Genomic DNA, 25498 nt, shown 5'->3' on the forward strand with positions numbered 1-25498 from the left:
GATTTAAGTTTTTTATATATCAAGTGATTAAACATTAATGCAATAAAACAATATATAATATCAAAAAAATCAAATGTACCAGGGAATAATTTATAGTATTGAAGAATTTCAGGCAAAAAACTTAATGTGATTGGAATAACTAAATATAGAGTAAGAAATTTAGATTTGATTATGCATCACTAAATTCAAATAAAAATAATGCGTCATTATATCGTTAATGACGCATTTATATTAATCGTTGAATATTTTTGCTACTTGCAATGCATTACTAATATCATTCTTTCCTATATATTGTAAAAAAGTGTTTTCATATTGATGTCCGGTAATACTCATTAATAATGGTGTTGGAAAGTTTGGGTGTGCATAGTAATTACTAGCAAATGATCGTCTACATATATGGGATGAAGCAGCTTTATATAACGGAATCACTTTCATGTAATTTCGTTTATCATTTTCATCAAATTCTTTTGCAAATACTAATCTATTTATACCTATTTGTTCTAATAGAATTTTAAGGTGTTGATTGAATATTGTTGCATTAGAAGAGTATTTTGAACTGAATAATGGAGGGAATCCATTATATTTAATAATTATTTCATTTACAATTGGATGAATAGGTATAGCAACCCTTTTTTTAGTCTTGACTTGAGTTATTTCTATTATACTATATTCATTACCATTATTGTCTAAATATTTTCTAATACAATCAGTAGTAAACCTCATAAAGTCACTAATTCTTTGTCCGGTATAACATCCAATGAGCAACCAATCTCTTGTTAAGGTTAATATTTTATCATCAGTTGTAAAATCTCTTATTTGATCCAGTTCTTTAAAGTTGAGATATACTACATCACCTTCTTTTATTCTTTGAATAGGAAAATTTATACTAGGATTAACATCAAGTCCGTTATTTCGTGCATCATATATAATGGTTTTAAGATTCTTTAATATTCGTCTAATTGTTGATTTCATTAACATTTTGTAATCAAATAAGAAAGTTTCTAAGTTTAAAAAGAATTCTTTACTACAGTCGAGGATGTTAATTTCTCTATTTATGTATTCTTGATAATTGGATATTACACTTTCAAGATATTTATATTTTTGTTTTGTTGAGTTTTCAATAGAATAATCATTAGCTCTAATATTATTGTAATTATGAATATATAATAATAGTTTATTGTTATTTTCAATTTCTTTTTTCCTTTCGATCTCTTTTTCTTTAATTAATGTTTCATGAGATGTAGGGAGTCCATGAAATTTAAGTATTTCATCTTCTATTAATGATGAGGTAATGAATTCCGGATTTGACAAATTATTAAAAACGAAATTTTCAATCGAAGATAAAAGCCTATTGGAGTTATTGATTGTTGTGATAAAATCCGCATCATTCTTAAATGAAGATTTATCTTTTTTATCGTAAAGTCTCTTTTCTTCAAAATTCCAATATTTTTTTGGAATGAATATTTTAGATCCTTTCTGAAAATCATTTTGTCTTGAGATTGATACTCGAATGATTAATTGTACGATTTCTTGAGATCCTTTTACTACAAATCTTACTTTAGCCATAATTGTTATTTTTTGATTACTAATTTATAAGTAAGAGATCGAGTCCGACATTAGTCCGACTAAATTGAAATCAAATGAAATTAGAAACAATTATGTGCAATGTTGAAAAAGTCATTAAACTTTGATATTCATTGCATTTAATTAAGATTTAATGAATTCAATACAATATAACAAATTATCATATTGCATACTTATAATCCGCTAGGAACCTCAAAAAGCACTAATCAATTTGATTAGTGCTTTTTTTATTTTCGTCCATTTATTTTTCCACAAAAAAACCTCACAATAGGTATCGAAAAGCTTTTAAATCTATCAACTATTAACTGCTTTTGATAGTTATTATCTTATGCAATATTGTGAAAACAACAATATTATATATAAGGATGATTTTAGTTGTTTTGAAGTCTGTTTGATTTTTATATTAAGTCATTTTGTAAGAAGCATAAAAATTTATTTTTTACAATTTTTTTCATCTTCTGAAAATCAGGTTGTGCGTTTTAGTACAATTATTATGTTAAAAATAGTTAAAACGTCATGTTTAAAATTTTACTTAATTATTCCATTAAATAATAAACAAAATCATTCATTATTTATGTTAAGTAAATTCTAATTAAAATTGAATGAAAGTTAAAATAATCTCGAAGTTAAAGATGTCAAATATCATTGTAGCATCAATTTATATTAAACATGAGAAAAAAATTAACTTCATTAAGCTTATTCGCTTTTCTTGGTTTTGCTGCATTTTCGTATGGGCAAACGAAAGGAATTATAAATGATGGCAATGGTTTTCCAGAAGCAGATGTGCAAATTAGAATCAAAGGTTCAGACAAAGTAGCTTACACAGATGAAAATGGAGAATTTGATATTGATGCTAAAATTGGTGATATTTTAATCATTAATGGAAAAGATTATGTTGTTTCGAGCAATCATTTAGGTGTTATTAAATTACAGTCTAATACTACTGTAGATCTTGCAGAAACGGTTGTAACCGCTTTTGGTGTACAGAAAAAGGAAACTGTAGTTGGTTCTGTGGGAACTATAAAAGCTGAAGATATAGAAAACAGACCTTTATCTAATGTGGCAAAAGCTTTAGATGGTGCTGTAGCTGGCGTACAAGTTTCAACTGGTTCTGGTCAGCCTGGTTCTGGATTGGAAGTGCAAGTTCGAGGAGTAGGTTCTTATAACTTATCTAGTTCGCCATTGTATGTTGTAGACGGGGTTATCTACACAGGAAGTTTACAAGATTTGAATCCAAATGATATCGAATCATTGACCGTTTTAAAAGATGCTGCTTCAACTTCTTTATATGGAGCATCAGCTGCAAATGGAGTTGTTATGGTGACAACAAAAAAAGGTAAAAAAGGTAAAGGATCTTTTAGATTATCTTCAAATACAGGAGTTGTAACGAGAGCTATACCAGAATATTCGAGAGTTGGAGCAGGAGATTATTATGTTGCTACTTGGGAATCTATGCGAAATGGCTATTTAGCTTCAAATTCTTCTGCAACATTAGCACAAGCGAATGCTTATGCTTCAACGAATTTAATTACAAATAATCTTAAAAATAATATTTACGGAGTTGCCGATAATCAAGTTGTTGTAGATGGAGTTTTAACTTCATCTGATGCTTTATACAATGATTTTGATTGGCAAGATTATATCTCTCGTGTAGGGTCTTTTCAAAAGTATGATATAGATTATTCGGGTGGTGATGAGAAGACAACATATTTTGCAGGTTTTGGTTATAATAAAGAATCTGGTTATGTGATAAAATCTGATTTCGAACGTTATAATGCACGTGTAAATGTAGATTCTCAAGTTACAGATTGGTTAAAATTAGGAACTAATTTATCAGGAAGTTTAATTAAATCGAATCAAGCTGATTCTAGTGGAGGTTCTTCTTATATCAATCCATTTTATTTTACACGAGCAATGGGGCCAATTTATTCGCCTTATTTGTATGATGCAAATGGACAACGTGTTTATGATACAGAAGGAAATCCTGTTTATGATGGAAACGAATCTCGTGGTAGAGGTTCTAGTGCAAGTTCTGGACGAAATGTGTTGCAAGAAACTTTGTTGAATAATCAATATCAAGATTCTAATTCTATTAATTCAAGATTTAATGCAGAGATTAAACTTGCAAAAGGTTTAACATTTACTTCAAACTTATCATATGATGTAAGAAATTACAAATACAAAGAATATGGTAATAAAGAAATTGGAGATGCGTCTGGTACTGCTGCTTTAGAAATTACGGAATATAAGTATACAGGTACAACATTCAATCAAATCTTAAATTATAGAAAATCATTCGGTTTACACAACTTCGATGCAATCTTAGGTCACGAAAGTTTTGAGAGAAAAACTGATTATTCTAATATTCGTAAAACTGGAGAAACTGTTTCTGGTATTTATGAACTAGTCAATTTCTTGAATACAACAAGTGCAACGGGGTACAATTACATCATTAGAAAAGAAGGATATTTTGCACGCGTTAACTATGATTATGCAAGCAAATATTTGTTGTCTGCTTCTGCTCGTTTAGATAAGTCATCTCGTTTTTCGGATGAAAATAATCAAGGTATTTTCTGGTCTGTAGGTGGTGGATGGAATATCCACAAAGAAGATTTCTTAAAAGATTCATCAGTTATTAATGAATTAAAATTACGTGCTTCTTATGGACAAGTTGGGAATGATGGCGGAATTGGCGAAGAACCAGGTTATGAGGTCGATTTAGATTTATATTCTTTGGGATATAACAATGGGACAGAATCGGGAGTCTTACTTGGTCAAGTTGGTAATTCTAACTTAACATGGGAATCTAAAAATTCGTTTGATGTAGGATTAGATTTTGCATTGTTCAGAAATAGAATTTCAGGATCATTAGAATATTATTTACAAGATGTAAAAGATATGATTTTCGCTGTTCCTGTGCCAAATTCTGCTGGAGTTCCAGGAAATTCTATTTATCAAAATATTGGTAAAATGAGAAATCAAGGAATCGAGCTTTCATTAAACTTTGGGATTGTTAGAAATGATAAATTCTCATGGGATTTAGGTCTGATTGCTGCTCATAACGAAAACGAAATGTTGAAAATGGCTAATGGAAAAGATGATGCAATTATCAATGGAACAAAACGTATTGCAGAAGGTCATTCTTTGTATGATTTCTGGTTGCGTCAATGGTATGGTGTAGACTCTTCGGATGGAGCAGCTTTGTATGTTCAAGATCCAACAAAAGCAGACGATTCTAATACACGTACAGTTAACGGAACTAAAGTAACTACTAATTATGCGAATGCATTGTATGATTATTCAGGATCATCATTACCAGATGTTTATGGTAGTATTACAAATAATTTCAGAGTTGGAAATTTTGATGCTTCAATTATGTTGAATTATCAATTAGGAGGAAAAACATATGATAGTAATTATGCGTTATTAATGAGTTCTTATCCACAAGGACAAGCAATTAGTACAGATATGTTATCAGCTTGGAAAAGTCCAGGAGATGTTACAAATGTGCCAATTATGAGTACTGCGAATACAACAAATGCTTCTGCTGCTTCGTCAAGATGGTTGGTTAGTTCAGATTATTTAACAATCAAAACAGTACAATTAGGTTACAATTTCGATAAACGAGCAATTGAAGGAATTGGTTTAAGCAATTTGAGAGTTTATGTTTCTGGTGAGAATTTATATTCTTGGACCGCAAGACAAGGTTTAGAACCAGCGCAGTCATTCAACGGTACAACAACTTATCGTTACACTCCGTCTCGAACAGTAAGTTTAGGACTAAATGTTTCTTTCTAAAAAAATGAATTTACAATGAAAAAGATAAAATTATTACTAGTAGTTATTGGATTATCATCATTTTCGTTATCATCATGTAATGATGATTATTTAGATGTTGTTCCGACATCCTCAGTAAGTGATCAAACAATTTATTCTACAGCAGATAACTTAATGGCTGCAATAAATGGAATGCATAGAAATATGTATGTTAGACAAAATGAATCTCAAGGTAATAATGGTTATACAGCACAACTGATTATTACAGATGTAATGGGAGAAGATGTTGTATTTCCTTCTACTGGAAATGGCTGGTTTGTAAGTGAATTAAGATGGATTTCTCAAAGCAACAATTCTTCTACAACTTCATCTTATCCTTGGACATTTTGGTACGAAATGATCAAAAATGCTAATAACATTATTACATACGGAGATGATGCATCGGGAGATCAGGATATAAAAGATCAAGCTATTGGAGAAGCCTATGCTTACCGTGCATTTGGATATTTTCAATTAGTTCAGTTGTATGGTAAAAGATATGTAGCAGGTGCCGCAAATTCTGATTTAGGAGTTGTTTTAAGAGATGATCCAAAAGATGTTGATCCAAAAACGCGTGCAACTGTACAAGAAGTTTATACTGAAATTTGGAATGATTTAGCCAAAGCAGAAACTTATTTAACAGGAAAAAAAGCGTCTAATGCTTCACATTTTTCGATCGAAAATGTAAAAGGTATTATGGCAAGAGTTGCTTTGGTTCAGCAAGATTATGCAAAAGCTGCTGAATATGCTAACGAGGTAAAATCACAATTTTCGTTAATGTCACAAACGCAATACAAAGCTGGGTTTAATGATTATTCAAATCCAGAATGGATGTGGGGCGTAACAATTCAAGAAGATCAATCCGACTATTTCGGAAATTTCCATGCTTATATGTCTCGAAATTACAATTCATCTCAAATTCGTACTGCTCCAAAAGTGATGAATACCAATTTGTACAATGCTTTTCCAACAACAGATGTTCGTACGCAAGTTGTGGATCCGACAGGAAAGCATACAAGTTTAGATTTACCGTCTAACTATTCACTATTTGCATATACATCTCAAAAATTTTTAGCACAAAGTACATCAAGTTCTTTAGGAGATGTACCGTTTATGCGTGTGGCAGAAATGTATTTGATAGAAGCAGAAGCGTTATATAAATTAGGAAAAGAAACAGAATCTAAAGCAGTATTAACAACTTTAGAAAAAGCAAGGGATACATCTTTCACAGGATTTACAACTTCTGGGGATGCATATTATCAACAGATTTTACTGAATAGACGAATCGAATTATGGGGAGAAGGATTTAGATTCTTCGATTTAAAACGATTAGGTCAAAAATTAGATCGTACAGGAGCAAATCACAATGCAACTGTTATTAACAACGTTTATACAATAGAGCCAACAGATTTAAAATGGCAATGGATAATTCCTGTCGCTGAAATCAATTCGAATCCGTTGTGTGAACAGAATCCATCGTGATAACATTTTTTATATATATCTTCTCCTCATAGAGAAATATAACATTTTTAGAGGTTTTCCATTTGGAAAGCCTCGATTTTATTTAAAAAAAAATTATGTATACTAAAATATAGTAAACAAAAAAAAACTCAAGTGATTCACTTAAGGTTTTCTTGTTATTTTTCTGCTTCTATAGTATTATTTAAGCTATTCTTTTGATTTTTTTGACGCTCTTTTTCTTCGTCAGATAATTTATCTTCAAGATTTTTTTTCACATCATTCAGCATTTCTTTGAATTTTTCGGGCTGCATCATATAATATTTGTAGCTCTCCGAAAACTGATGAAACGTGATATCATAACTTTTCATAATATCTACGGCATCTTTTGCTAAATCTATACTTTGATCTTGGTTTTGAGTAGGGAACATTTGTAAACCTTGTTGACTAATGTATAAATCTGTAAGAATATCAATCATTTCAGATTGATTGATGAGATCTTTTGGTTTGTCGTAATTTTTTGGTGCACAACTAAAAATACTCAAAAAAATCAGTGATAGAAAGATCAAGTTTTTCATAATTTACCAAATATTTTTCTTAATCGTAACGAAATTACACCAAAAACGGCTTCTCCAATAATATCAGAACTAATTTTTGATTCGCCTAAAGTTCTGTCCGTAAAAATAATCGGAACTTCTTTTAGCTTAAACTTCTTAATCCACGTTTTATACTTCATTTCAATCTGAAAACCATAACCTTTGAATTGTATTTTATCCAAATCCAAAGATTTCAACACGTTTGCTCTATAACCAACAAACCCTGCTGTGGCATCATGAACAGGTAGTCGAGTGATGATGCTCACATATTTCGATGCAAAATAAGACAATAAAACTCTATTCATTGGCCAATTCACAACATTTACACCATTAGAATAGCGAGAACCAATTGCTAAGTCGGCACCATCTGCTAATGCTTGGTATAAGCGAGGTAAATCATTTGGATTATGTGAAAAATCTGCATCCATTTCGAAAATATATTCGTAATTATTTGCCAAAGCCCACTTAAATCCATGTACATAAGCGCGTCCTAAACCATCTTTTGTGGTACGAATTTCTAAATGCAAACGTCCATTAAATTCAGGAATCAAACGTTTTACAATATCATTCGTTCCGTCAGGAGAACTGTCGTCAACAATAAGCACATCAAATGCTCCGTCAACAGCCAAAGCTGCACGAATAATGGCTTCTATGTTTTCTTTTTCGTTGTAGGTCGGGATAATAACTAATTTGTCCGACATAAATATTATTTTGTGGGCATAAAGATAGTTATAAGATTGTTAGTCTTTTGTATTTTTGAAAAAATTATGAAAACAAACGATTTAATCTCGATAGGAAAAAATACACTTGGCAATGATACTGTTCTTATTGCTTTGACGGTGTGTTTGTTATTGGTTTGTGCAGCAAAATACTTGTTTGCGAAAAATTTCAAAACGCTAGATAATAAAACCGAATACATGAGTTTTACGGATGATAATACGACGTTATTTAGTTTTATTGTTAATGGTGTGACGGTTTTGCTGATAAGTTTGTTGTTGGTTTCTTATTTTGATATCAATTATAATCATATTCCAAATTTTAAGTTTTATTATCTTTCACGTGTCGGAATTACCTTTGGTTTAATCAGTTTGATTATGCTCTTTAGGTTGATGATTGAGGTAATTTTTTATCGTGTTTTCTACGAATCTAGTTCTGTTTCATATTTTATGAAAAGTTCGAGTTTTGTTAATGCAAAAAATGTTTTACTCTTACTTATTATTTGTTTTTTGTTTTTTTACACACAAATTAACAAAGATTACTTGATGGTGATTGGCTTTATTTTGTTGTTTTTGAATAGAATATTCGAAATTTATCATATATATGCAAAACAAATAAGTGACAATAAATCAGTTTGGTATTATAATATTTTGTACCTTTGCACCCTAGAAATTTTACCTATAATGGTATTAGCAAAACTATTAATTGTAGGTAAAGTAATCTAAAATTACTATGAAAGTTAAATCAATATTAGTATCTCAACCTAAGCCTCAGGCAGAAAACTCGCCATACTACGAGATTGAAAAAAGAAATAAAATCAAAATTGATTTTAGACCATTTATCCAAGTTGTCGGAATAGACGCTAAAGAAGTAAGACAACAAAAAATTGACTTTAGCAAAGTGACTGCTGTAATTTTTACAAGTAGAAACGCTATTGATCATTTTTTTCGTTTAGCAGAAGAAATGCGCTTTACTGTTCCTGACTCTATGAAATATTTTTGCGAATCAGAAGCAATTGCATTCTATTTACAGAAATACATTGTTTACAGAAAACGTAAAATTTATATTGGAGAAAAAGTTTTTGCGGATATGGTGCCTTTATTTAAAAAGCACAAAGACGAAAACTTCTTATTACCAGCATCTGATGTTTTAAAACCAAATGTTCCTACTTTATTAGATAGTTTAGGATTAACTTGGCAAAAAGCAACTTTGTTTAGAACTGTATCGAGTGATTTATCTGATTTGTCTGATGTAAAATACGATATTTTAGTATTCTTTACACCTTCAGGAATCAAATCATTATTTGAAAATTTCCCAGATTTCGTGCAAGAAAATACAAGAATTGCCGTTTTCGGAAAATCGACAGTAGATCAAGCAAAAGAGATGGGATTACGTGTAGACATTGAGGTGCCAACACCACAAACGCCTTCAATGACAATGGCGTTAGATAAATACGTGAAAGAAGCAAATAAATCAAAATAATATTCGCTTTACCCTTCTCTCTAATTAAAAAATATGTAAATTAAAGAGATGGAAAAAAGATGGGAAATAAAAGAACAGCCCAATACTGAAGTTGTTAAGGATTTAAGAGAATCGCTTAACATATCTGAGGTGCTTGCTATTTTATTAGTCCAACGTGGAATTACGAATTTTGCTCAAGCCAAATCGTATTTTAATCCATCCTTAGACGAATTGCATGATCCTTTTTTGATGAAAGGAATGTCTGATGCGGTTTCACGTATCAAAAATGCAATTGATGATGAAGAAAATATCTTAATATTTGGAGACTACGATGTAGATGGAACGACAGCTGTAACTTTGTTTTACGAATTTCTGACTTCTATCTACTCGAAAGTCTTTTTTTATATTCCAGACCGAAATAATGAAGGTTATGGAATCTCTCAACAAAGTATAGAATTCGCTGTACAAAATAATATTTCACTTGTTATTGCTTTAGACTGTGGGATTAAAGCACACGAAGAAATAAAATATGCACAATCAAAAGGCATAGATTATATTATTTGTGATCACCATTTACCAGATCGTTCTGTGCCAAAAGCGTACGCTGTTTTAGATCCGAAACAAAAAGGTTGTCGCTATCCTTACAAAGATTTGAGCGGTTGTGGCGTTGGGTTTAAATTGGTACAAGCTTATACCGAGAAATTTAATCTTCCGAAAGAAAATCTTTTATCTCTTTTAGATTTAGTTGCAGTAAGTATTGCGGCTGATATTGTTCCGATTACAGGAGAAAATCGTGTATTGGCTTTTGCTGGTTTGAAACGATTAAATTCAGAACCTCGTTTAGCTTTTCAGCAATTAATTCCGACTAATATTAAAAATAATGTCAATATTTCGAATGTTGTTTTTTCTATTGCGCCAAAAATTAATGCTGCAGGTCGTATAAAACACGGTTCGGAAGCGGTTCGTTTTATGTTGAGTACAGATGAAGAGGATTGCCGTAAATATTTGAATGATATAAATTCATTAAATAATGAACGCAAAACCTTGGATCTTGATATGACACATGATGCACTTTTTCAACTGGATCAAATTAATACCAAAGAAAAATATTCGACCATTGTTTACGATGCTTCTTGGAATAAAGGAGTAATCGGAATTGTTGCTTCTCGTTTGGTCGATTTGTATTATAAACCAACCATTGTTTGCACGAAGAATAATGAAGGCGAAATTGTATGTTCGGCTCGCTCTATTCAAGAGTTTGACATACATTCGGCAATCGAAAAAAACAAAGATTTGTTAACACAGTTTGGTGGACATATGGCTGCTGCTGGTTTGGCAATGAAAGAAGAAAACTTTGAAGAATTCAAGATTAGATTTGATCAAACAGTGAAAGAAATGTCGAATGGAAAACATTTTACGCCATCAATTTTGATCGATAAAGAGATTTCTTTTAAGGATATGACACGTTCTTTCTTGGAATCGGTGATGCGAATGGCGCCTTTTGGACCAGATAATATGAATCCTGTTTTTATTTCGAAGGATTTATTAGCAACGGATTTCCGATTAGTTGGTAAAGAACACGCGCGTTTGTACGTACATCAGCGAGATACACGTATTACGTTTCCTGCAATTGGTTTCAAATTAGGGAAATTTGGACCAAAATTAGAGAAAGGACAATCGTTTGATATGGTTTACACAATCGGAATGAATTATTGGCAAGGAAAAGGAACTTGGCAATTGAATATCAAAGATATTCGCTTCAACGATTAATGATGTCCTTCTATAACCAAAACCATTTCACCTTTTAAATTTCTTTTTTCAGCTATTTCGGCTAATTCAGTTAATGTTCCGCGTAAAGTTTCTTCAAATTTTTTCGAGATTTCGCGTGATAAACTTGCTTTGCGTTCAGCTCCAAAAGCTTCGGCTAAATCTTTTAATGTGCGTCCAATTTTATGTGGAGATTCGTAGAAAATCATCGTTTTCTTTTCTTCTACTAATGAATCTAATTTCGATTTTCGACCTTTTTTCACAGGTAAAAATCCAACAAAAGTAAATTCATTATTTGGTAATCCAGAAACAACTAATGCAGGAACAAAAGCGGTTGCACCTGGTAAACATTCGATTACGATATTATTTGCTACACATTCTTTTGCTAATAAATAACCTGGATCAGAAATACCTGGAGTTCCGGCATCAGTAATAATCGAAATGATTTGACCATCTTTTAGCTGACGAATAATATCTTCAGTTGCTTGATGCTCATTGTGCATATGGTAGCTACGCATTGGAGTAGAAATTTCGAAATGTTTCAGTAAAATACCACTATTTCGCGTGTCTTCTGCCAAAATCACATCCGATTCTTTTAGCACATCAACCGCTCTAAATGTCATATCTCCCAAATTTCCGATTGGCGTCGGAACCAAATATAATTTTCCACTCATGCGACAAAGTTACAAAGTAATTTCAAAAGAAAAAGCCAGCAAATTAGCTGGCTTCCTATATTATTTCAAAATATCTGCTAAATCTGCAATATCTTCAGCCGAAACTTTGTCCAAAATTTTGTCTAAATCTGTTCTAGGAATATCTAATTTCGAATCGATAACCAATACATTTCGTAAACCGTTAATTCCAAAAATCATTTTCTTAACTCGTCCGCCATCTTCTTGTAATGAAATGTTCAAACGGCTGTCTTTCGCTTTGAATTTTACTAAGTTCTCATATTTTTCACCACGCATAGATGACTGCAAATCATTCATGATTCTTTTTTGCTTTCCTTGTCCAGCATCTGAAACAACAAAAACTTTAGCCGATTTTAAATAATTAAATAAATCTGTTCCACCAGCTTTTCCAGCTAATTTCAACGCAAAAGAAGGTAAAGGAATTACAGTAGATTGATTATCATATTTTTTGTAGAATTCTTGCATGTTGCTTGTTGTACCGCAAGATTGCAATGTTAACAATACTGCTATAAAAGATAAACCGATTATTTTTTTCATTGTTGTTGTGTTTATAAATTAGAAAAAGCTATTACAACTCTCGTACCGAAAATTATTAAGTTTAAAAATATTCAATAATTCCTAAAACCAAATAGACAATTGAAGAAATTATCAGGAAAAATCCTATTATAATTCCACCTATTAATCGATTATAAGCTAAAACTTTAAAACCGTCTTTTAAATGGTCTAATTTATTTTCTCTTTTTACTGCATAATCAATTCCAAATTTAGGTTTCGATTTTTTATTTTTATAATATGGATAATAGAAAGGAGATATAAATATTAACATTCCTAGACCTAATAAAAAACCAACTAAAGCTTTTTCTAAATACTCATTTTCCATTACAAATAACTTTTTATCATTTCCAAAATTGATTCATCATCCAAACCAACGATTTCTTCTAATTCGGTAATCGAAGCGTGTTCGATAAATTCGTCTGGATAACCGTTGATTGTAATATTTCCTTTGTAATGTATTGAATTCAGAAACTCTAAAATTCCACTTCCAAAACCTCCTTTTTTAATCCCATCTTCAAAAGTTAGTATGGTAGAATATTTCAACGAAATAGCTTTTAAACGAGATTCATCTAAAGGTTTGATAAAAGGAAAATCAATCAAAGCAACTTTATCTTGAAGATGATTTTGGATGATAATTTCTTCGATTCGAGAACTAATCAATCCAGTCGAAAGAATTGCTAATTGATTTCCTTCAAAAATAATTTCAGATTTACCGATTTCTATTTTTTCGACTTTAGAATTACTTGTTTGGATATTATTTTTTGGATAACGAATTGCAAAAGGACGAGTTGTAAACTGTGCTGTATACAATAGATTTTTGAAATCTTTTTCGTTTCGAGGCGAAGACACAATCATATTTGGAATTTCGCGTAAATATGCTATATCAAAATAACCATGATGCGTTGCGCCATCTGTACCAACGAATCCTGCACGATCAATACAAAACACAACTGGTAGATTCTGTAACGCTACATCGTGTATCACTTGGTCGTAGGCACGTTGTAAAAATGTCGAATAAATCATACAATACGGAATGGTGTTTTGCGTCGCCAGACCAGCTGCAAACGTTACCGCATGTTGTTCTGTAATTCCGACATCAAAAACTCGTTTTGGGAAATCTTGATGACATTTTACTAAATTGCTTCCTGTTAACATAGCAGGCGTTATGGCTACAATTTGTGAATTATTTTCAAGTAATTGATGCATGGTTTTTCCAAAAACATCTTGATACGATTTTTCTTTTTTCTTCGATTTTATTTCACCCGTTTCTTTATCGAACAAACCAGGAGCATGCCATTTTACTTGATCGATTTCGGCTTGTTCGTAACCTTTTCCTTTTGTTGTTTTGATGTGTAAAACTTTTGGACCTCTGATTGAATCAGCTTTATTGAAAGCATTCAGTAATTCATCAAAGTTGTGCCCATCAATTGTTCCGATGAAATTTAAACCAAAATTGGTAAAGATATTTTCGGATTGATTTTCTAATGATTTAAAATGTTTTTTCAAACCACCAACCGAAGGATCAATTCCGATATCATTATCATTCAAAATCACTAAAACATCCAAATCTGTCGATCCAAGGTGATTCAATGCTTCTAAACTCATTCCAGAAGTAATTGATGCGTCACCAATAATTGCAATATGTTTTCTATTGATTTGATTGATTTTATCTGCTGTTGCCATCCCAACAATTGCTGAAATAGATGTAGAAGAATGTCCCGTTCCAAATGTATCAAACTCACTTTCTGTACGCGTTGGAAAACCAGAAATACCATCTTTCTGACGAAGAGAATCGAAAATTTGTTGACGACCAGTCAAAATTTTATGTGGATAACATTGATGACCTACATCCCAAATCAACAAATCTTTAGGTGTATTGTAGTGATAATGTAATGCAATCGTTAATTCAATCACACCCAAACTAGCACCTAAATGTCCTGGTTTTACACTCAAAGTATCCAAAATAAACTCGCGCATCTCGTGAGCTAAAGCAGTTAATTGAGACGCTTCAAAAGTCCTAAGTTCCTTAGGATGATTGATTTTTGAAAGTAGATTATCCATTATTCTTTTACAAAATTACATTTTTCTGAGGAATTTTCCGTACCTTTGCATGTTACAAAATTTAATGTAACATGTTCCAAATAGGAAAAACCCTTGTATCTGAAGAACTACTAAATGAAGATTTTGTTTGTAATCTTAACAAATGTAAAGGGATTTGTTGTGTAGAAGGTGACGCAGGAGCGCCTTTGAATGATGACGAACTAACTGTATTAGACGATATTTATGAAGATGTAAAACCTTATTTGCGTCCCGAAGGAATTGCGGTGATTGAGCAAGAAGGTAAATACACAATGGATACTGACGGTGATTGGGTAACTCCATTAGTCAATAATCGCGAATGCGCCTATTTAGTTTTCGAAGAAAATGGTTTTTCAAAATGCGGTATTGAAAAAGCATACGAAGACGGAAAGGTCGATTATAAAAAACCAATTTCTTGTCATTTGTATCCAGTTCGTGTTAAGGAATATTCAAATTTCACTTCTGTGAACTATGATGTATGGGATATCTGCTCAGATGCTTGTACCTTAGGAAAAGAATTGAAAGTGAATGTTGCAACATTTGCAAAAGATTCGTTGGTCCGAAAATTTGGACAAGAATGGTACGATGAATTAATGGACATTCAACAAGAATTAAACAACCAAAAAAAGTAAAAAAAAAATTATTATGTCAATAACAAGAGCAAGAAGATCTACTGACGCTATTGAAAGATTATATATCTCTATGCGTCATTTATTTCATAGAGGAGTGTACCGTCCATCTGGTGCACCTGGAAAAATATTAAGAAATTTATTATTCGAAATTAATCCTGAAATCTACGGATCAATGACAGATCCAAACAAAGTAGAATTAAGTGGATTAATGTATGTTTTAGATCGTTTACCAGAAGGAATTGTAGAAACGCCATATGTGTCTTTTACATCTGACGAAGGCTATGATCGTTCTATTTTTACACCAATTATTCCTGCAAAACGTCGTCGTTTTTGTTATAGAATTGATGATGACCAGATGAATATCGAAATTTCTCGCGGTCGTTCTGACATTTATGATGTGTTAACGCACTTAACGTTTTTATATAACGAAGCGGATAAAATCAGAAATAGAGCATTTAGTAACGAAACACTTTCTAAAAGTAGAGCGTGGGAATTTATCGAAAATGTTGCATTTAATGAAGTTGAAATTTCTCGAAAAGAACGCGAAGTTGCTTTGATGCATTTATCGACGATTTTAGGAAGAACATTTGAAGAAACACAAGAAATTCATCATTATTTCAGTAAAGAAGACGACAAAGATTATTTTTTCCGTGTAGTTTATTGGATGGGCTATACTAGCCAACAAGATCGTATCGGAACAAAGAAACGTGAAATTACATTTACGTCAACTTTACGTGAATCGATTGGTCATCATATGATTGGAGAAAAATGGGCGAATGAAATCAAACGTGTATTATTCGAAAATAATCTTCAAGATAAAAACATTCACATTATTTCTGCTAATATGCATAGTGTGTCTAACATGTTGTATGCCTATGATGGATTAAAAAGAAAATACAAAAATGATGGTGTAGAAATTTACGAAGATTTGAGTGCGGCAAACAACAAAATGTTGCGTGATTCGTTAAATGAATACACTCAACAAAATGGTTTAGTTTACATCAAAGATCAATCAGGAACAAATATCGATGTTCAGATTATTGATTTATCTAAAGTAAACATTGCCAATTCTGCGTTTTCTTATGCAAAAGATAAGAACAATGAGGTGATTATTGTAATGGATTATGCCTTTGGTGAGCAAGCATTTGAGGCGATGGATGAGTTGTTGAAACCATACAAAGTAGGAGATGTAAAATTCAAAATGAATGTAAAATCTGTTGCGATTATGGGTAAAGCTGGTATTCTTGAAGGAATAAAAGGTGATATAATGATTGCGACAGCACACGTTTTCGAAGGAACAACAGATAATTATGTTTTTGATAACGAATTAACCGCTGCAGATTTCGAAGGACAAGGTTTAGGTGTTTACGAAGGACCAATGATTTCGGTTTTAGGAACATCATTACAAAATAAAGACGTTTTAGAGTATTTCAAAAATTCGTCTTTCCAAGCGATTGGATTAGAAATGGAAGGTGCGCATTATCAAAAAGCGATTCAGGTTGCGTCAAAAATTAGACATCACATTGATAAAGATGTTAAAGTAATGTATGCTTATTACGCTTCTGATAATCCGTTAGAAACAGGAAGTACATTGGCTTCTGGAGGTTTAGGATTAACAGGTGTAAAACCAACTTATCTAATCACACAAAAGATATTAGAAAAAATTATTAAATAAATTCAATGAAGAATTTTTCCATTTTAGGCTACGGTCATATTGGACGTGTACATCAACAAGCGATAGAAGAAACGGAAAATGCGCAATTAATTTCGGTGATTGATTTCAATTTACCAGAAGATTTACCTTTCAAAGGTTATTCAACACTTGAAAGTTTTCTGAACGAAGATCAAGAAACTGATGTTGTTGTGATTGCTACGCCAAATGGTTTGCACCGCGAACATGCGATTCGTTGTTTAAAAGCGGGAAAAAATGTTTTGATTGAAAAACCAATTGCATTAACTGTAGAAGATATTACTGAAATACTGAAAGTTGCTGACGAAAAGAAACTTAGAGTTTTTACGTCGATGCAGCTTCGTTTTTCTCCAGTTGTGCAATATGTAAAGAATTTGATAGATAATAATTCATTAGGGAAAATTTTCATGGTGAATATTAATTGCTATTGGAATCGTAACAAGAATTATTACAAGTTGCGTGAATGGCACGGAAACCAAGAAATGGATGGAGGTGTTTTATTTACTCAATTTTCGCATTTTGTTGATATCATGAATTTTTGGTTTGATGAGGTAATTTGTACAAATTCAAAAAGTTTCAATTTTACGCATCAAGAAGTGACAGAATTTGATGATTCGGGTTGTGTTGATTTTACTGCCGATGGAGCAATCGGACATATGATTTATACAACGTCAGTTTTCAATAAAAATTTCGAAAGTAATATCACGCTTATTGCTGAAAAAGGAACAATAAAGATTGGAGATCAATATCTTAATCAAATGATTTATTCTGATTTAAAAAATGTGTGTTGTTCAAACAAAATTTCTACTGAACAAAAGAATTTTCATCCTAACGCCATTGCCGAAATTTCTGACGCGTTAATCCGTCATAATGAATCTTTGTTAGATGGAAAATATGCTGTAAATTTAGTCAAGTTTATTTCGGATGCGAATCATTTGGCAACAGAAAATAAGCAAGAACTTAAAATAGAAAACTATGAAATTTCACACTCGTAAATGGGTAAAACCAGAAGATCTTAACCCAAACAAAACACTTTTTGGAGGAAAGCTTTTGGCTTGGATTGATGAAGAAGCGGCGTTGTATAGCATTGTGCAATTAGAAAATTCGCATGTTGTGACCAAATATATGTCGGAAATCAACTTTATGGCTTCGGCTCGTGAAGGTGATATTGTAGAAATTGGAATTGAAGTGGTGAAATTTGGAACAACTTCATTGGTTTTACAATGCGAAGTACGTAACAAAATGACGCATGAAACCATTATTACAGTCGATCGAATTACGATGGTAAATTTAGATGCAGAAGGAAAACCAAAACCACACGGGAAAACACAAATAGAATATGTGGTGGATCGTTTAGCTGGAAAAGGTTAAAAAATTATATCAATAAAAAAGTCGAAACATTGTTTCGACTTTTTTATTTTATTCTGTAATAAACAACGATTTTAATTCGTGTGCATCAGCAGGATTCATTCTGCCAGCCAAAATCAAACTTAATTGTTTACGACGCAAAGCAGCTTCATAACGCTCGATTTCTTGTTCAGATTCTGGAATTAATTCAGGGACTTGAACAGGTTTATTATCATTATCAACGGCTACAAATGTATAAATACCGCTATTTGTTTGGTTATAAACACAATTTTCGTAATCGTAAACATAGACATCAACATACACTTCCATCGATGATTTGAATGCGCGAGTTACTTTAGATTCTAACTTCACTGTACTTCCCATCGGAATCGGAATGTTAAACGCAACGTGATTGACACTTGCTGTTACAACCAAAAAACTTCCACCATGCATTTTCGCAGAAATAGAAGAAATTCTGTCCATAGAAGCCAATAATTCGCCTCCGAACATGTTTCCTAAGTTGTTGGTTTCATTCGGTAAAACCAAGTTTGTCATTACTGCTAACGACTCTTTTGCTGTTTTTGCTTTCGCCATAAACTTTTGTTTGTTGGGTGCAAATTTCAACAAAATATTCGAGTTTTGAAACAGTTATTATCGTTGTGTTAAGTATTTGTAATTGAGTTTTTTATTAAATCAATAAAATTTTATAGTTAAAAAATGTTAATATAGATTATTGTATTATTTCAAGTCTTACATTTGAACAGAATTATGAAAATGTTTATCACATACTTGCTGTCTGCTTTATTTCTGCTATTTTTTGCGGAAACTAAAGTGTTTGCGGGTACTCAACATTTTCAAGGAAATTTAACTTCGCAGACAGTTGTTAACGATAATACACATATTTATCACGCAAGTAAAATTGTTGAAACTAAATTTTCTAAAACTTCAAATTCAAATCAATTTCAAGAATTTAATCCAAGTATCGAAACGATTGATGATGATTTTCAGACATCAAACAAAATCGATTTAGAAACTTGTATCAAACTATTAAGTGTTGTTCTGGTTTTAAACTTTATGATTCAAGGTTTAAGAAAGAAGCACATCTTCTACAATAAAACCATCAAATTTTCGAGTTGTAAGTACATTTTGTTACGTACAATCAGAATTTGATTGATTTCTTAAATTTTTAAAATTACACCAAAAATTAGTGTTCAGTTCATGAATAGCTGAATGTTAACCAATTTTTGTATGTAATATTTTTTGGTAAAACTACTTCTGCCAAGAAATCCATTTCATCAAATTTTACATTTAATAGTTAGAAGAATTATGAAAAGAGTCGCATTATTTGTAGCTCTAAGTACTGTATTGTTGACAACAAGTTGTTCATCAAAAAAACAGGAAAAAGAAGAAGTGAAAGATTATCCAATCACAACGCCAATCAAAATGGATACGATTGTAGATAAGGATTATGTAGCCCAAATTCAATCGGTACGAAACATCGAAATTCGTGCGCAAGAAAAAGGTTATTTGCAAAAAGTTTTTGTGGATGAAGGTCAACATGTACAAGCTGGTCAATTGTTGTTTCGCATTATGCCTTCGATGTATCAAGCCGAATATTTAAAATCGAAAGCTGAGGTAAAAGAGGCACAAATTGAATTACAAAATTCAGCAACTTTGGCTGATAATAATGTCGTTTCTAAGAACGAAAAAGCCATTGCGCAAGCACGATTAGAAAAATCGAAAGCAGAAATGCAATTGGCTCAATTACATTTATCATTTACAGATATTCGTGCACCATTTTCTGGTGTTATTGATAGAATTCCTATGAAATTGGGAAGCTTGATTGACGAAGGAATGTTATTAACAAATTTATCTGATAACTCATCAATGTTTGCTTATTTCAACGTTTCTGAACCTGAATATTTAGATTATCAAACAAATATTCAAGATAGAGCGAATAAACAAGTTTCGTTGATTATGGCGAATAATAAACCTTTACCAGAAAAAGGTTTGGTAGAAACGATAGAAGGAGAATTTAACAACGAAACAGGAAATATTGCGTTTCGTGCACGTTTTGCAAATCCAAATCATCTGTTAAGAAATGGTGAAACAGGGAAAGTAAAAATGACAGTTCCGTTACATGATGCTTTATTAATTCCACAAAAAGCAACCTACGAAATTCAAGATAAAACCTATGTTTTTGTAGTAGATAAAAATGGTGTTGTCAAATCGAGAAATATCACGATTGGTCTAGAAATGCCTGATGTTTATGTGGTAGAAAGCGGACTTTCGGAGAAAGATAATATTTTGTTAGAGGGTGTTCAGAAAGTGAAAGATGATGATAAAATCAAAACGAAATTTATTGCACCAAGAAAAGTTCTTTCATCGTTGAAATTAAAATCAAACTAATCTAAAAAATTCAAAGTTATGTTTGATAAATTTATTCGAAGACCCGTTCTATCGATTGTCATTTCGTTGATTATAGTTTTCTTAGGAATTCTATCATTAGTCAAATTACCCGTAACGCAGTTCCCTTCAATTTCGCCACCAAAGGTGAATATTACAGCGGAATATCCGGGTGCAAATAATGAATTATTAATCAAATCGGTGGTAATTCCATTAGAACGTGCGCTAAATGGTGTTCCAGGAATGAAATATATTACATCTGATGCTGGGAATGACGGTGAAGCGTCTATTCAAGTGATATTTGATTTAGGAACTGATCCCAATATTGCAGCTGTAAATGTGCAAAACCGTGTTTCTTCGGTTGTCAATAAACTTCCGCCTTTAGTAGTTCGCGAAGGAGTGAAAATTACACGCGAAGAATCAAACATGTTGATGTACATTAACTTGTACAGTAACGATCCAAAAGCTGACCAACAATTTTTATATAATTATGCAGATATCAATATTTTATCTGAGTTGAAACGTATTAATGGAGTTGGAGATGCAGATATTTTAGGAAACCGAGAATATGCAATGCGTGTTTGGTTAAAACCAGATAGAATGCAAGCCTATAATATTTCTGCGGATGATGTGATGAAAGCGTTGGATGAACAAAGTATTGAAGCTTCGCCAGGGAAAACAGGGGAAAGTTCTGGAAAACGTTCAGAAGCTTTTGAATATGTATTAAAATATTCAGGTCGATATAACACAAAAGAACAATATGGAAACATCATTTTAAGAGCAAATCCTGATGGAGAAATCTTACGTTTAAAAGATGTTGCTGATATAGAATTCGGAAGTTCGATGTATGATATTTACTCAACATTGAACGGAAAACCTTCTGCCGCAATTGTGATAAAACAATCGTACGGAAGTAATGCGAGTGAAGTGATTAAAAATATCAAAGCATTAATGGCTGATCTTAAAGAGAATAATTTACCAAAAGGAATGGATTACGAGATTTCATATGACGTTTCGAAATTCTTAGATGCTTCAATGGAAAAAGTGGTACATACACTTTTTGAAGCTTTCGTTTTAGTTGGGATTGTTGTGTTTTTATTCTTAGGTGACTGGCGTTCTACATTGATTCCTGCGTTGGCGGTTCCTGTTTCTTTGGTCGGAACTTTTGCGTTAATGAGTTTCTTTGGAATTACATTAAACTTGATTTCATTATTTGCCTTAGTTATGGCGATTGGAGTTGTCGTCGATGATGCGATTGTGGTGATAGAGGCTGTCCACGCCAAGATGGAAGAGAAAAATCTCTCGCCTTTACGAGCGACGGAAGAAGCGATGCGCGAAATTAGTGGAGCAATTATAGCAATCACATTTGTAATGGCAGCTGTTTTTATTCCAGTTGCGTTTATGTCTGGTCCAGTTGGAATTTTTTATCGTCAATTTTCGATTACGATGGCAACATCAATTATTTTATCAGGAATTGTTGCCTTAACGCTTACACCAGCTTTGTGTGCAATGATTTTGAAAAATAATCATAATCAACCAAGAAAGAAAACGATGCTAAATAAATTTTTGTTGAAGTTTAATAATTTGTTCAACAAAGGTTCTTTTAAATACGAAAAAGTTTTAACCAAAACAGTTAACAAACGAACTGTTACATTCGGAATTTTACTTGCATTTTGCGCTGGAGTTTTCTTTTTGAATAATAGTTTGCCTTCTGGATTTATTCCAAACGAAGATCAAGGAATGTTTTATGCGATTATTCAAACACCTCCAGGTTCTACGTTAGAAAGAACAAATGAAGTTTCTCAAAAATTACAAAAAATAGCGGAAGGAATTGATGGCGTTTCATCAGTTTCATCTTTGGCTGGTTATGAGATTTTGACAGAAGGAACAGGAGCAAACTCTGGAACTTGTTTGATTAACTTGAAAAGTTGGGACGAACGTTCTAAATCTGCTGAAGAAATCATCAAAGAATTAGAAGAAAAAACTGGGAATATTAATGGTGCAAATATCGAATATTTTCAACCACCATCTGTTCCTGGATATGGTGCTGCAGGAGGTTTCGAGTTGAGATTGTTAGATAAAGCGGGTAGTGGAGATTATCATAAAATGGAAGAAGTGAGCCGTGATTTTGTAAAAGAATTAACTCGTCGTCCAGAATTGAGTTCTGTATTTACATTTTATAGTGCTTCTTTCCCTCAATATGTCTTGAAAATTGACAATGATATTGCCGAACAAAAAGGAGTTTCGATCGAAAATGCGATGGATAATTTATCAACATTAGTTGGTTCTAATTACGAAACAAGTTTCATCAAATTTGACCGACCTTATAAAGTGATGGTACAAGCTTCGCCAGAATATCGTGCGTTACCAGAAGATTTATTGAAATTGTATGTGAAAAATGATCAAGGTGAAATGGTTCCATATTCAGCTTTCATGAAAATTGAAAAAGTATATGGATTATCAGAAATTACGCGTCACAATATGTATAATGCAGCAGAAATTAGTGGTACGCCAGCACCAGGTTATAGTAGTGGACAAGCGATTGCAGCGATTAATGAAGTAGCTAAAAATACATTGCCTCGCGGCTTTGGAATTGATTGGGCAGGAATCTCGAAAGATGAGGTTTCTCGTGGAAATGAAGCGGTGATTATTTTCGCCATTTGTTTAATTTTCGTTTACATGATTTTAGCAGCACAATACGAAAGTTTTATTTTGCCTTTACCAGTTATCATTTCACTACCAACAGGGATTTTCGGAGCATTTTTCTTCTTGAAATTATTAGGATTAGAAAATAATATTTATGCACAAGTTGCAATGGTGATGTTGATTGGACTTCTCGGTAAAAATGCGGTGTTGATTATTGAGTTTGCAGTACAAAAACATAACGAAGGTTTATCAATTGTAAAATCAGCGATTGAAGGTGCGGGTGTTCGTTTCCGTCCAATTTTGATGACATCATTTGCGTTTATTGCAGGTCTTATTCCGTTGGTTATTGCTTCTGGTCCGGGAGCAGTAGGAAATAGAACAATTGGTACTGCTGCTGCAGGCGGAATGTTGTTCGGAACTATTTTCGGGTTGTTTATTGTACCCGGTTTATATGTTGCGTTTGGCGCTTTGGCGGATAAAATGCAATTGGTGAAATATGAAGATGAAAATCCTTTAACAGAAGAAATCACGGAAGATGAATAAAAATAGTTTAAAAAATATAATTGCAATAAGTCTTTTTGGACCGATGATTTGGAGCTGTAAAGCTCCTGCGGTAAGCAAAGAGATTGAAAATCATCAAGCACCAAAAATTCCAGAAGCTTATCAAAATGTGCAAAATGATGATGCACCAAGTTCTGGGTTGACGCCTTGGAAACAATTTTTTACTGATCCAAATTTGGTCGTTTTGATTGAAGAAGCGTTAAAAAATAACCAAGAATTGATGATTACACTTCAAGAAATTGAGATTTCTAAAAATGAAGTGTTGTACAAAAACGGAAAATTATCGCCAAATGTTTCAGCAAATGCAGGAATTGGAGTTGAGAAAGTTGGTCGTTATACAAGTCAAGGTGCTGGTGATGCTTCGACTGAGATAAAACCCGGGAAAGAAATGCCTGATCCTTTGATGGATTATGCGATTGGATTGAGCGCTGATTGGGAAGTTGATATTTGGAAAAAATTACGTAATTCGAAAGATGCTTCGATTGCGCGATATTTATCAACGGTAGAAGGAAAGAATTTTGTTTTGACAAATTTAATTTCAGAGATCGCATCGTCTTATTATGAATTATTGTCTTTAGATAGTCAATTGGAGTTAATTCATCGAAATATTGAGTTACAGAAAGAATCACTTCGTGTAGTTAAAATTCAAAAGGAAGCAGCGCGTGAAACTGAATTAGCGGTGAAGAAATTTGAAGCAGAATTATTAAAATCAGAAAGCGAAGAGTTTAATATTAAACAAGATATTACGGAAACCGAGAATAGGATTAATGCTTTATTGGGAAGATATCCGCAAAAGATAAAACGTGATGGTTCGTCATTTATGGATTTGATTCCACAAACAGTACATGCAGGAATTCCTTCTGAATTATTATCAAATCGTCCTGATATCAAACAAGCAGAATTAGAGTTAAAAGCTTCTGCTTTAGATGTGAAAGTGGCTCGTGCAGAGTTTTATCCGTCACTTAATATTTCTGCGGCTTTAGGACTAAATGCGTTCAAACCATCTTATTTGGTAAAAATGCCAGAGTCTATTTTATATTCGTTGGCTGGAGAATTAGCTGCGCCTTTAATCAATAAAAGTGCGATAAAAGCGGAGTTTAATACAGCAAATGCTCATCAAATACAAGCGTTGTACGAATATGATAAAACGATTTTAAATGCTTATTTAGAAGTGTCAAATCAAATGTCGAAGATTAATAACTTAGAACAAAGTTATTCGTACAAAGATAAACAGGCGAAAGCACTTGTAGAATCTATTGATATTGCGAATCAGTTGTTCAAAAATAATCGTGCAGATTATCTAGAAGTGTTAACAACTCAACGTGATTTATTGGATGCAAAAATGGAATTAATCGAAACAAAAGAAAAACAATTAAGTACAGTTGTCGCTATATACAAAAGTTTAGGTGGTGGCTGGAAGTAGTTTTCATATTCATTCTAACAAAGAAATAAGCTGCCTTTTGGGCAGCTTATTTCGATTTATATTGTATT

General features: G+C 32.4%; 21 protein-coding genes. 13 read left to right on the top strand and 8 right to left on the bottom strand.

Annotated features, from left to right (window positions below):
• Positions 1 to 231: 231 nt before the first annotated feature.
• Positions 232 to 1566, bottom strand: a complete 1335-nt coding sequence (locus ACTS9J_RS02350) for a tyrosine-type recombinase/integrase (protein WP_092906503.1) — start codon at positions 1564 to 1566, stop codon at positions 232 to 234.
• A 687-nt stretch (positions 1567 to 2253) separates the two neighbouring features.
• Between ACTS9J_RS02350 and ACTS9J_RS02355 the strand changes: the two genes are divergently transcribed.
• The gene (locus tag ACTS9J_RS02355; protein WP_291047984.1) at positions 2254 to 5382 is read left to right on the top strand and encodes a SusC/RagA family TonB-linked outer membrane protein; all 3129 of its coding nucleotides are present in this window, start codon (positions 2254 to 2256) and stop codon (positions 5380 to 5382) included.
• Positions 5383 to 5397: 15 nt separating this feature from the next.
• A complete protein-coding gene (locus tag ACTS9J_RS02360; protein ID WP_286494932.1) occupies positions 5398 to 6882 on the top strand; it encodes a RagB/SusD family nutrient uptake outer membrane protein in 1485 nt (494 codons plus the stop codon).
• A 155-nt stretch (positions 6883 to 7037) separates the two neighbouring features.
• Here the strand turns inward: ACTS9J_RS02360 and ACTS9J_RS02365 are convergent, their stop codons facing one another.
• A complete protein-coding gene (locus tag ACTS9J_RS02365) occupies positions 7038 to 7436 on the bottom strand; it encodes a DUF4296 domain-containing protein (protein ID WP_448352792.1) in 399 nt (132 codons plus the stop codon).
• Positions 7433 to 8155: a polyprenol monophosphomannose synthase gene (locus tag ACTS9J_RS02370; RefSeq protein ID WP_114998203.1), complete on the bottom strand. Its 723-nt coding sequence runs from the start codon at positions 8153 to 8155 to the stop codon at positions 7433 to 7435. The genes ACTS9J_RS02365 and ACTS9J_RS02370 overlap by 4 nt, the downstream gene beginning before the upstream one ends.
• A 66-nt stretch (positions 8156 to 8221) precedes the next feature.
• Here ACTS9J_RS02370 and ACTS9J_RS02375 point away from each other — a divergent pair, with 66 nt between their 5' ends.
• From ACTS9J_RS02375 to recJ, 3 genes are read left to right on the top strand one after another with little or no spacing between them, the layout of a single operon-like run.
• Positions 8222 to 8896, top strand: coding sequence for a DUF4271 domain-containing protein (locus ACTS9J_RS02375; RefSeq protein WP_448352793.1), 675 nt, complete (start codon positions 8222 to 8224; stop codon positions 8894 to 8896).
• Positions 8897 to 8903: 7 nt separating this feature from the next.
• Positions 8904 to 9653: a uroporphyrinogen-III synthase gene (locus tag ACTS9J_RS02380; RefSeq protein WP_019974792.1), complete on the top strand. Its 750-nt coding sequence runs from the start codon at positions 8904 to 8906 to the stop codon at positions 9651 to 9653.
• Positions 9654 to 9701: 48 nt separating this feature from the next.
• Positions 9702 to 11402, top strand: a complete 1701-nt coding sequence (gene recJ / locus ACTS9J_RS02385; protein ID WP_221854393.1) for a single-stranded-DNA-specific exonuclease RecJ — start codon at positions 9702 to 9704, stop codon at positions 11400 to 11402.
• On the opposite strand, the gene rsmI is transcribed toward recJ, so the two are convergent.
• The 4 genes from rsmI to ACTS9J_RS02405 form a co-directional block, all read right to left on the bottom strand.
• Entirely contained in the window at positions 11399 to 12073 is a 675-nt protein-coding gene (gene rsmI / locus ACTS9J_RS02390) for a 16S rRNA (cytidine(1402)-2'-O)-methyltransferase (RefSeq protein WP_221854392.1), read from the bottom strand. The genes recJ and rsmI overlap by 4 nt on opposite strands.
• Positions 12074 to 12133: 60 nt before the next feature.
• A complete protein-coding gene (locus ACTS9J_RS02395; protein WP_038336746.1) occupies positions 12134 to 12628 on the bottom strand; it encodes a DUF4252 domain-containing protein in 495 nt (164 codons plus the stop codon).
• Between the two features lie 61 nt (positions 12629 to 12689).
• Positions 12690 to 12971, bottom strand: a complete 282-nt coding sequence (locus tag ACTS9J_RS02400) for a hypothetical protein (protein ID WP_219034042.1) — start codon at positions 12969 to 12971, stop codon at positions 12690 to 12692.
• Positions 12971 to 14707, bottom strand: a complete 1737-nt coding sequence (locus tag ACTS9J_RS02405; RefSeq protein ID WP_291047966.1) for a 1-deoxy-D-xylulose-5-phosphate synthase — start codon at positions 14705 to 14707, stop codon at positions 12971 to 12973. The genes ACTS9J_RS02400 and ACTS9J_RS02405 overlap by 1 nt, the downstream gene beginning before the upstream one ends.
• A gap of 71 nt (positions 14708 to 14778) precedes the next feature.
• Between ACTS9J_RS02405 and ACTS9J_RS02410 the strand changes: the two genes are divergently transcribed.
• From ACTS9J_RS02410 to ACTS9J_RS02425, 4 genes are read left to right on the top strand one after another with little or no spacing between them, the layout of a single operon-like run.
• On the top strand, positions 14779 to 15357 hold the full coding sequence (locus tag ACTS9J_RS02410) for a DUF3109 family protein (protein ID WP_219034044.1): 579 nt from the start codon (positions 14779 to 14781) through the stop codon (positions 15355 to 15357).
• Positions 15358 to 15370: 13 nt separating this feature from the next.
• Positions 15371 to 17032 carry a DUF6909 family protein gene (locus ACTS9J_RS02415; RefSeq protein ID WP_448352794.1) on the top strand — a complete coding sequence of 554 codons (1662 nt, stop codon included), beginning with the start codon at positions 15371 to 15373 and terminating at the stop codon, positions 17030 to 17032.
• A gap of 5 nt (positions 17033 to 17037) precedes the next feature.
• Entirely contained in the window at positions 17038 to 18042 is a 1005-nt protein-coding gene (locus ACTS9J_RS02420) for a Gfo/Idh/MocA family protein (RefSeq protein ID WP_219034045.1), read from the top strand.
• Positions 18023 to 18418 (top strand): acyl-CoA thioesterase, encoded by a 396-nt coding sequence (locus ACTS9J_RS02425; RefSeq protein WP_038336752.1) that lies wholly within the window; start codon positions 18023 to 18025, stop codon positions 18416 to 18418. Before ACTS9J_RS02420 ends, ACTS9J_RS02425 begins: the two co-directional genes overlap by 20 nt.
• Positions 18419 to 18466: 48 nt before the next feature.
• Here the strand turns inward: ACTS9J_RS02425 and ACTS9J_RS02430 are convergent, their stop codons facing one another.
• Positions 18467 to 18988 (bottom strand): acyl-CoA thioesterase, encoded by a 522-nt coding sequence (locus ACTS9J_RS02430; RefSeq protein WP_219034046.1) that lies wholly within the window; start codon positions 18986 to 18988, stop codon positions 18467 to 18469.
• Between the two features lie 174 nt (positions 18989 to 19162).
• Between ACTS9J_RS02430 and ACTS9J_RS02435 the strand changes: the two genes are divergently transcribed.
• The 4 genes from ACTS9J_RS02435 (at position 19163) to ACTS9J_RS02450 (ending at position 25430) form a co-directional block, all read left to right on the top strand.
• A complete protein-coding gene (locus ACTS9J_RS02435) occupies positions 19163 to 19564 on the top strand; it encodes a hypothetical protein (RefSeq protein WP_286495288.1) in 402 nt (133 codons plus the stop codon).
• A gap of 156 nt (positions 19565 to 19720) precedes the next feature.
• Positions 19721 to 20803: an efflux RND transporter periplasmic adaptor subunit gene (locus tag ACTS9J_RS02440; protein WP_219034048.1), complete on the top strand. Its 1083-nt coding sequence runs from the start codon at positions 19721 to 19723 to the stop codon at positions 20801 to 20803.
• Between the two features lie 18 nt (positions 20804 to 20821).
• Positions 20822 to 23989: an efflux RND transporter permease subunit gene (locus ACTS9J_RS02445; protein WP_448352795.1), complete on the top strand. Its 3168-nt coding sequence runs from the start codon at positions 20822 to 20824 to the stop codon at positions 23987 to 23989.
• Entirely contained in the window at positions 23982 to 25430 is a 1449-nt protein-coding gene (locus ACTS9J_RS02450) for a TolC family protein (protein WP_448352796.1), read from the top strand. The genes ACTS9J_RS02445 and ACTS9J_RS02450 overlap by 8 nt, the downstream gene beginning before the upstream one ends.
• Positions 25431 to 25498 lie beyond the last annotated feature (68 nt).

The sequence above is a fragment of the Empedobacter sp. ULE_I140 genome, assembly GCF_053482575.1.

Bases quoted from the DNA above. Each gene is read 5' to 3' on its own strand.
- ACTS9J_RS02350 (WP_092906503.1), bottom strand. From the start codon at position 1,566: ATGGCTAAAGTAAGATTTGTAGTAAAAGGATCTCAAGAAATCGTACAA.
- ACTS9J_RS02355 (WP_291047984.1), top strand. From the start codon at position 2,254: ATGAGAAAAAAATTAACTTCATTAAGCTTATTCGCTTTTCTTGGTTTT.
- ACTS9J_RS02360 (WP_286494932.1), top strand. From the start codon at position 5,398: ATGAAAAAGATAAAATTATTACTAGTAGTTATTGGATTATCATCATTT.
- ACTS9J_RS02365 (WP_448352792.1), bottom strand. From the start codon at position 7,436: ATGAAAAACTTGATCTTTCTATCACTGATTTTTTTGAGTATTTTTAGT.
- ACTS9J_RS02370 (WP_114998203.1), bottom strand. From the start codon at position 8,155: ATGTCGGACAAATTAGTTATTATCCCGACCTACAACGAAAAAGAAAAC.
- ACTS9J_RS02375 (WP_448352793.1), top strand. From the start codon at position 8,222: ATGAAAACAAACGATTTAATCTCGATAGGAAAAAATACACTTGGCAAT.
- ACTS9J_RS02380 (WP_019974792.1), top strand. From the start codon at position 8,904: ATGAAAGTTAAATCAATATTAGTATCTCAACCTAAGCCTCAGGCAGAA.
- recJ (WP_221854393.1), top strand. From the start codon at position 9,702: ATGGAAAAAAGATGGGAAATAAAAGAACAGCCCAATACTGAAGTTGTT.
- rsmI (WP_221854392.1), bottom strand. From the start codon at position 12,073: ATGAGTGGAAAATTATATTTGGTTCCGACGCCAATCGGAAATTTGGGA.
- ACTS9J_RS02395 (WP_038336746.1), bottom strand. From the start codon at position 12,628: ATGAAAAAAATAATCGGTTTATCTTTTATAGCAGTATTGTTAACATTG.
- ACTS9J_RS02400 (WP_219034042.1), bottom strand. From the start codon at position 12,971: ATGGAAAATGAGTATTTAGAAAAAGCTTTAGTTGGTTTTTTATTAGGT.
- ACTS9J_RS02405 (WP_291047966.1), bottom strand. From the start codon at position 14,707: ATGGATAATCTACTTTCAAAAATCAATCATCCTAAGGAACTTAGGACT.
- ACTS9J_RS02410 (WP_219034044.1), top strand. From the start codon at position 14,779: ATGTTCCAAATAGGAAAAACCCTTGTATCTGAAGAACTACTAAATGAA.
- ACTS9J_RS02415 (WP_448352794.1), top strand. From the start codon at position 15,371: ATGTCAATAACAAGAGCAAGAAGATCTACTGACGCTATTGAAAGATTA.
- ACTS9J_RS02420 (WP_219034045.1), top strand. From the start codon at position 17,038: ATGAAGAATTTTTCCATTTTAGGCTACGGTCATATTGGACGTGTACAT.
- ACTS9J_RS02425 (WP_038336752.1), top strand. From the start codon at position 18,023: ATGAAATTTCACACTCGTAAATGGGTAAAACCAGAAGATCTTAACCCA.
- ACTS9J_RS02430 (WP_219034046.1), bottom strand. From the start codon at position 18,988: ATGGCGAAAGCAAAAACAGCAAAAGAGTCGTTAGCAGTAATGACAAAC.
- ACTS9J_RS02435 (WP_286495288.1), top strand. From the start codon at position 19,163: ATGAAAATGTTTATCACATACTTGCTGTCTGCTTTATTTCTGCTATTT.
- ACTS9J_RS02440 (WP_219034048.1), top strand. From the start codon at position 19,721: ATGAAAAGAGTCGCATTATTTGTAGCTCTAAGTACTGTATTGTTGACA.
- ACTS9J_RS02445 (WP_448352795.1), top strand. From the start codon at position 20,822: ATGTTTGATAAATTTATTCGAAGACCCGTTCTATCGATTGTCATTTCG.
- ACTS9J_RS02450 (WP_448352796.1), top strand. From the start codon at position 23,982: ATGAATAAAAATAGTTTAAAAAATATAATTGCAATAAGTCTTTTTGGA.